At 41.0% G+C, this 7599-nt stretch carries 6 protein-coding genes (1 of these 6 cut by a window edge); all 6 read left to right on the top strand.

Annotated features, from left to right (window positions below; all coding sequences use genetic code 11):
• Positions 1 to 65 precede the first annotated feature (65 nt).
• Complete coding sequence (gene dnaN / locus FNL97_RS17835; protein WP_143416363.1) at positions 66 to 1202, top strand: DNA polymerase III subunit beta; 1137 nt, start codon at positions 66 to 68, stop codon at positions 1200 to 1202.
• Positions 1203 to 1304: 102 nt separating this feature from the next.
• Positions 1305 to 1526, top strand: coding sequence for a S4 domain-containing protein YaaA (gene yaaA, locus FNL97_RS17830; protein ID WP_012748782.1), 222 nt, complete (start codon positions 1305 to 1307; stop codon positions 1524 to 1526).
• An 11-nt stretch (positions 1527 to 1537) separates the two neighbouring features.
• On the top strand, positions 1538 to 2662 hold the full coding sequence (recF, locus tag FNL97_RS17825) for a DNA replication/repair protein RecF (RefSeq protein ID WP_012748783.1): 1125 nt from the start codon (positions 1538 to 1540) through the stop codon (positions 2660 to 2662).
• A gap of 38 nt (positions 2663 to 2700) precedes the next feature.
• On the top strand, positions 2701 to 4623 hold the full coding sequence (gyrB, locus tag FNL97_RS17820; protein ID WP_062679406.1) for a DNA topoisomerase (ATP-hydrolyzing) subunit B: 1923 nt from the start codon (positions 2701 to 2703) through the stop codon (positions 4621 to 4623).
• 61 nt (positions 4624 to 4684) lie between these two features.
• Entirely contained in the window at positions 4685 to 7162 is a 2478-nt protein-coding gene (gyrA, locus tag FNL97_RS17815; protein WP_062679407.1) for a DNA gyrase subunit A, read from the top strand.
• Positions 7163 to 7286: 124 nt separating this feature from the next.
• Positions 7287 to 7599 carry the 5' end (the start) of an HD-GYP domain-containing protein gene (locus tag FNL97_RS17810; RefSeq protein WP_097353957.1) on the top strand. 767 nt of this gene lie beyond the right edge of the window, so the window shows 313 of its 1080 coding nt (coding positions 1–313); its start codon is at positions 7287 to 7289; the stop codon falls past the right edge of the window.

Raw genomic sequence — 7599 nt, 5'->3', positions numbered from 1 at the left:
TATTACGATATTTTTATTATAAAAAAATAATTTATTTCCCTAATCATTGTAGGAGGCCTTACATGATGAAAATCAAAATTGATCGAGAAGCGCTGGTTCAAAGTGTTCAAGATGTTATGAAAGCTGTATCCCCCCGTACGACAATTCCGATTTTGACTGGAATTAAAATTGCGGCAACTCCACAAGGAGTAACATTAACAGGCAGCGATTCTGACATTTCGATTGAATCTTTTATTCCTACAGAAGAAGAAGACAAAGTGCTTGTCGAAGTAATAGAAACCGGCAGTATTGTGTTGCAAGCTCGCTTTTTTTCAGAAATCGTAAAAAAACTACCGGAAAATACGATTGAAATTGAAGTACAGCCTAATTTTTTAACGGTGATCCGTTCCGGAAAAGCGGAGTTCAGTTTAAACGGGCTTGACGCGGAAGAGTATCCAAGACTTCCTCAAATTGAGGAAGAAAATGTTTTTAAAATTCCTACTGACTTGTTAAAAACAATCATTCGTCAAACCGTATTTGCTGTTTCTACTTCAGAGACAAGACCGATCTTGACAGGTGTAAACTGGAGAATCGAAAATGGGGAATTAATCTGTACTGCAACAGATAGCCATCGTCTTGCATTACGAAAAGCAAAAATAGAAACGGAAAACCAGCAATCGTATAACGTTGTCATTCCGGGAAAAAGTTTAAATGAATTGAGCAAAATCTTAGATGATAGCAACGACCCGGTTGATATTGTCATCACGGCGAATCAAATTTTATTTAAAACAAAACATTTATTGTTTTTCTCTCGATTGCTTGATGGAAATTATCCAGAAACTACCCGGCTTATTCCAACAGATAGCAAAACCGATATTATCGTTAACGCAAAAGAGTTTTTACAAGCCATTGACCGCGCATCTTTATTAGCAAGAGAAGGAAGAAACAATGTTGTGAAACTGACAACGCTAAATGACGGCATTATTGAAATTTCTTCTATTTCTCCGGAAATCGGAAAAGTAACGGAAGAAATTCAAAGTGAATCGATCGAAGGAGAGGAATTAAAGATTTCCTTTAGCGCAAAATATATGATGGATGCACTAAAAGCGCTTGATGGCACCGACATTCAAATTAGCTTTACTGGTGCAATGCGTCCATTTTTACTTCGTCCTCTCCATAGCGACTCTATGCTTCAGCTTATTTTACCAGTAAGAACGTATTAACGTTTATGAAAGCTGCTAAGTTCTAGCAGCTTTCTTTGCTAATATTTTATTTTTTCGTTAAAATAAAGAGATGGGCAGTTTTTAGAAAGCGAGCGATGATGAATGGAAAAAAGAGTAACGATTACGACAGAAACGATTACGCTTGGTCAATTGCTAAAACTCATTCAAGCCGTTGGGACAGGCGGTGCTGTGAAATGGTTTCTGCAAACCAATGAGGTGCTTGTCAACGGAGAAAGAGAAAATCGGCGTGGACGGAAATTAAAAAATGGGGATATAGTCGAAGTCGAAGGACTTGGAACGTTTATTGTAACAAGGGCAGAGTAGGTGAAGGGCCGTTGTTTTTAACACATTTATCGCTAAAAAATTATCGTAATTATGAGAGTGAAACGATAGAGTTTGCCAATAACGTAAATATTATTTTAGGGGAGAATGCTCAAGGGAAAACAAACATGATGGAGGCCATCTATGTATTGGCGATGGCGAAGTCGCACAGGACAACAAACGACAAAGATCTCATTCGCTGGGATGAAGACTATGCTAAAATAGAAGGAAAGGCAATGAAAAAAAATGGGGCGCTATCGCTTGAACTTATTATTTCAAAAAAAGGAAAAAAAGCGAAATGCAACCATATTGAACAGCAGCGATTAAGTCAATATGTTGGTCATTTGAATATCGTGATGTTTGCCCCGGAAGATTTAAATTTAGTAAAAGGAAGCCCGCAAGTGAGACGGCGTTTTGTCGATATGGAAATTGGGCAAGTATCCCCTGTTTATATACATGATTTGAGCCAATACCAAAAGCTTTTGCAGCAGCGAAACCATTATTTAAAAATGTTGCAAACGCGCGAGCAGCAAGATGAAACAGTACTAGATATCTTAACAGAACAGCTCATTCCGCTGGCAGCTAAAATCACGCTAAAGCGGTATGAATTTTTGCTTTTGCTGCAAAAATGGGCGGCGCCAATTCATCACGAAATTAGCCGCGGATTAGAAACATTACAAATTCAATATCGACCTTCTGTTGATGTATCAGAAAAGATAGAATTGTCTAGAATAATAGAAGCATATAGTGAAAAGTTTGCTACAATAAAAGAAAGAGAAATCCAGCGAGGAATGACGCTTGCTGGTCCGCATCGTGATGATATTGCATTTAGCGTGAACGGAAAAGATGTCCAAATATTTGGTTCTCAAGGGCAACAGCGCACAACAGCGTTATCCATCAAGTTGGCAGAAATCGAATTGATTTTTTCCGAAATTGGCGATTACCCCATTCTTTTACTTGATGATGTGCTATCTGAACTAGATGACTTTCGGCAAACCCACCTTCTTGATACAATTCGGAAAAAAGTGCAAACGTTTGTGACGACAACAAGCATTGAAGGAATCGAACATGACATCATCAAGGAAGCAGCAATTTACAAAGTCCATTCCGGTCACATTACCGCCCCTCTTTGTGATTAATCTTTTGAACGTTTGGAAAGAAAGCGTAGGTGATTCGCATGACAATGGAACAAAAAATCGAACATACGTATGATGCGAGCCAAATTCAAGTATTAGAAGGGCTGGAAGCAGTCCGTAAACGGCCGGGGATGTATATTGGTTCCACGGGTCCAAAAGGACTGCACCATCTCGTATGGGAGATTGTAGATAATAGCATCGATGAAGCTTTAGCTGGTTACTGTACAGAAATTAACGTTACGATTGAAAAAGATAATAGCATTACTGTTACGGACAACGGCCGTGGCATTCCTGTTGATATTCAAGAGAAAATGGGGCGCCCTGCTGTCGAAGTCATTATGACCGTGCTTCATGCAGGAGGAAAGTTTGGCGGCGGCGGTTATAAAGTGTCGGGCGGACTTCATGGCGTCGGCGCTTCTGTCGTTAACGCTCTATCCGAAGAACTGGAAGTATATGTACACAGGGATGGGAAAATCCATTATCAAAAATATCAACGCGGCGTACCTTGTACGGATTTAGAAGTGATTGGAGAAACGAATCGGACAGGTACCACCGTTCGTTTTAAGCCTGATCCGGAAATTTTTACGGAAACGACAGAATTTGATTATGAAACGTTGGCAACCCGTCTTCGCGAGCTTGCTTTCTTAAATCGAGGCCTTAAAATTACGCTTGAAGATAAGCGAGTAGAAAATCGGAAAAACGAATATCATTACGAAGGCGGTATTAAATCTTATGTTAAACATTTAAACCGGACGCGTGAAGTGCTTCATGAGGAACCGATTTATATCATTGGTGAGCGCGATGGTATTTATGTGGAAATTGCTCTCCAATATAACGATAGTTATAGTAGCAATATTTATTCTTTTGTTAACAACATTCACACACATGAAGGCGGAACGCACGAATCCGGTTTTAAAACAGCATTGACGCGCATTATTAACGATTACGCACGCAAACATCAAATTTTGAAAGATAATGACCCTAATTTAACCGGAGAAGATGTTCGCGAAGGATTGACAGCGATCGTTTCGATTAAACATCCGTCCCCGCAGTTTGAAGGACAAACAAAAACAAAACTTGGAAACAGTGATGCACGGGCGGTTACCGATGCAATTTTCTCGGAACAATTTGAAACATTTTTATTAGAAAATCCAACGATAGCAAGAAAAATTGTGGAAAAAGGCATGATGGCGGCGCGGGCACGGTTAGCGGCGAAAAAAGCGCGTGAGCTTACAAGACGAAAAAGCGCTCTTGAAATTTCTAACTTGCCTGGGAAACTAGCGGATTGTTCCTCGAAAGATCCTTCTATCAGTGAATTGTATGTGGTCGAAGGAGACTCTGCCGGCGGTTCGGCAAAGCAAGGGAGAGACCGCCATTTTCAAGCGATTTTGCCGTTGCGCGGGAAAATTATCAATGTCGAAAAAGCGCGGCTTGACAAAATTTTATCGAACAATGAAGTTCGCGCTATCATCACTGCGTTAGGTACGGGAATTGGTGAAGATTTTGATATTACGAAAGCGCGTTACCATAAAATCATTATTATGACAGATGCTGATGTCGATGGGGCACATATCCGCACATTATTGCTTACTTTCTTTTATCGTTATATGCGCGAATTTATCGAGCGGGGATATGTATACATCGCCCAGCCTCCGCTTTATAAGATTGAACAAGGCAAACAGGTAAAATACGCATATAATGACCGGCAGCTTGAAAAAATTCTTGCGGAATTGCCGGAAAATCCGAAACCGACGATTCAACGTTATAAAGGTCTTGGAGAAATGAATCCGGAACAATTATGGGAAACAACGATGAATCCAGAGACAAGAACGCTTCTTCAAGTTAGTTTGCAAGATGCGATTGAAGCAGACGAAACATTCGAGATTTTAATGGGAGACAAAGTAGAACCGAGAAGGCAGTTTATTGAAGAAAATGCGCGATATGTGAAAAACTTAGACATTTAATCGGAGAGTGTTGAGCAATCACCCTCCCCGCCGAAAATTTTTTATAAGGGAGGTTTTATGAATGTCAGAAAATCAAAATCCGCGCATCCGCGAAGTCAATATTAGCCAAGAGATGCGCTCTTCGTTTCTTGACTATGCGATGAGCGTCATCGTATCGCGCGCATTACCTGATGTACGCGATGGGTTAAAACCGGTGCACCGCCGTATTTTATATGCAATGCATGACCTCGGAATGACCGCGGACAAGCCTTATAAAAAATCTGCCCGCATCGTCGGTGAAGTCATCGGTAAATATCACCCTCACGGTGACGCAGCGGTGTATGATACGATGGTTCGCATGGCACAAGATTTTAACTATCGTTATGTGCTTGTAGATGGTCATGGAAACTTTGGTTCCATTGACGGCGATGCGGCTGCAGCGATGCGTTACACGGAAGCGCGCATGTCCAAAATCGCGATGGAAATGCTGCGTGACATTAACAAAGATACAATTGATTATCAAGATAACTATGATGGTTCGGAAAAAGAGCCTGTCGTATTGCCGTCGCGCTTCCCAAATTTACTAGTAAACGGTTCGTCAGGGATCGCTGTCGGGATGGCCACGAACATCCCGCCGCATCAGCTCGGCGAGGTGGTCGACGCGATTTTGGCGTTAAGTAAAAATCCTGATATGACTGTAGCGGATTTAATGGAATATATTCCAGGACCGGATTTTCCAACAGCAGGGCAAATCATTGGACGCAGCGGCATCCGCAAAGCGTATGAAACAGGCCGAGGTTCGATTACATTGCGCGCCAAAGTCGAGATTGAACAACAATCAAACGGGAAAGAAATGATCATTGTCCGCGAGCTCCCTTATCAAGTCAACAAGGCAAAATTAATTGAACGCATTGCCGAGCTTGTCCGTGAAAAGAAAATTGACGGCATTACTGATTTGCGCGATGAATCGGATCGCAGCGGAATGCGAATTGTCATCGAAGTGCGAAGAGACGCGAACTCGAAAGTAATATTAAACAATTTATACAAACATACGGCACTGCAAACGAACTTTGGTATTAACATGCTCGCGCTTGTTGACGGCCAGCCGAAAGTATTAAACTTAAAAGAATGCTTGCAACATTATTTAGATCATCAAAAAACCGTCATTCGCCGCCGCACGGCATATGAATTGAAAAAGGCGGAGGCGCGTGCCCATATTTTAGAAGGATTGCGTATTGCTCTTGATCATCTCGATGAAGTGATTAACTTAATCCGCAGCTCGCAAACGACAGAAATCGCTAGAGAAGGACTTATGCGGCAATTTTCGCTCAGCGAAAGACAGGCACAGGCGATTTTAGACATGCGCTTGCAACGATTGACAGGATTGGAAAGAGAAAAAATCGAACAAGAATATCAAGATCTTATTCGCTTAATTGCCGAATTAAAAGCAATTTTAGCCGATGAAGAGAAAGTTTTACAAATTATTCGCGATGAATTAACGGAAATTAAAGAGCGGTTTAACGATGAGCGGAGAACAGAAATCGTCATTGGAGGAATCGAAGAATTTGACGATGAAGATTTAATTCCGCGCGAAAACATCGTCATTACGCTCACGCATAAAGGCTATATTAAACGTCTTCCTGTTTCAACGTATAAAAGCCAAAAACGAGGCGGACGAGGCGTCCAAGGAATGCATACGAGCGAAGATGACTTTGTGGAACATCTTTTGATTACATCGACCCATGACACTGTTTTATTTTTTACAAATAAAGGGAAAGTATACCGGGCGAAGGGATACGAAATTCCTGAATTTGGTCGAACCGCTAGAGGAATTCCAATCATTAATCTTTTAGAACTCGATAAAGACGAGTGGATTAACACCATTATCCCTATTAACAATGAATTTGATGATAATTTATATTTGTTCTTTACAACAAAACAAGGAATCGCCAAACGCTCGCCATTATCTTCGTTTGCCCATATTCGTAACAATGGTCTAATCGCCATCCATTTGCGTGAAGAAGATGAGTTGATTTCCGTTAAGTTAACCGACGGTTCGAAACATATTATTGTCGGGACAAAAAACGGAATGCTCATTCGTTTTCCAGAGACCGATGTACGAACAATGGGACGAAGCGCAACAGGAGTTAAAGCGATTACCCTCGAAGATGGCGATGAAGTTGTTGGCATGGAAATTTTAGAAGATGATTGCGATGTATTAGTCGTTACGAAAAACGGCTATGGCAAGCGTACCCCGGCTTCGGAGTATCGTATACAAAGCCGTGGCGGAAAAGGACTCAAAACGTGCAACATTACAGAGAAAAATGGTTCGGTTGTTGCGGTGAAGACGGTGACTGGTGAAGAAGACTTAATGCTCATTACTGCAGGCGGCATTCTTATTCGTATCGCGGTCAGTGACATTTCACGAATGGGAAGAAATACACAAGGCGTAAAATTAATTCGCTTATCCGACGATGATGAACATGAATATGTTGCTACCGTAGCGAAAGTTCCAAAAGAAGAGAAAGAAAATGAAGTAGACGAAGAAGAGAATCATTAATTACTGTAATGGCTCGAAAGGTGTTACCTTTTGAGCCATTTTTTATGTAAACCACTACAACTATCGTACCATCAATGTTAGTATAAGATTATGGAATAAAGGACGAAAGTAGGAGTGTAGCACAATGATCCGGGCGAAACTTCATCAATTGCAAGAAGGATGTATTCTTGCTGAAGATGTACTAGGTAAAACAAAAAAGACAATTATGCCCAAAAATACTGTATTGACGCCAGCGTTATTAAATGTACTGGAAAAATTTTTGATTGAGGAAGTGTGCATCGAACCAGTTCTGGCAAATGGCGATCCATTTAGACCAGCTGAATTGCTTGGACAGCATGATGGCGATAACACTAGCAATGAGCAGCCGATATCACTTTATCTGAAAGCGGTTCAAAAATATAAAAAAGCATTTCAATCTTGGCAGTCAGGCTCTCCTA

The organism is Geobacillus sp. E263, assembly GCF_007197795.1.
Classification (GTDB): domain Bacteria; phylum Bacillota; class Bacilli; order Bacillales; family Anoxybacillaceae; genus Parageobacillus_B; species Parageobacillus_B toebii.
This window is presented reverse-complemented; position numbering and strand designations above follow the sequence as displayed.

Bases quoted from the DNA above. Each gene is read 5' to 3' on its own strand.
- dnaN (WP_143416363.1), top strand. From the start codon at position 66: ATGAAAATCAAAATTGATCGAGAAGCGCTGGTTCAAAGTGTTCAAGAT.
- yaaA (WP_012748782.1), top strand. From the start codon at position 1,305: ATGGAAAAAAGAGTAACGATTACGACAGAAACGATTACGCTTGGTCAA.
- gyrB (WP_062679406.1), top strand. From the start codon at position 2,701: ATGACAATGGAACAAAAAATCGAACATACGTATGATGCGAGCCAAATT.
- gyrA (WP_062679407.1), top strand. From the start codon at position 4,685: ATGTCAGAAAATCAAAATCCGCGCATCCGCGAAGTCAATATTAGCCAA.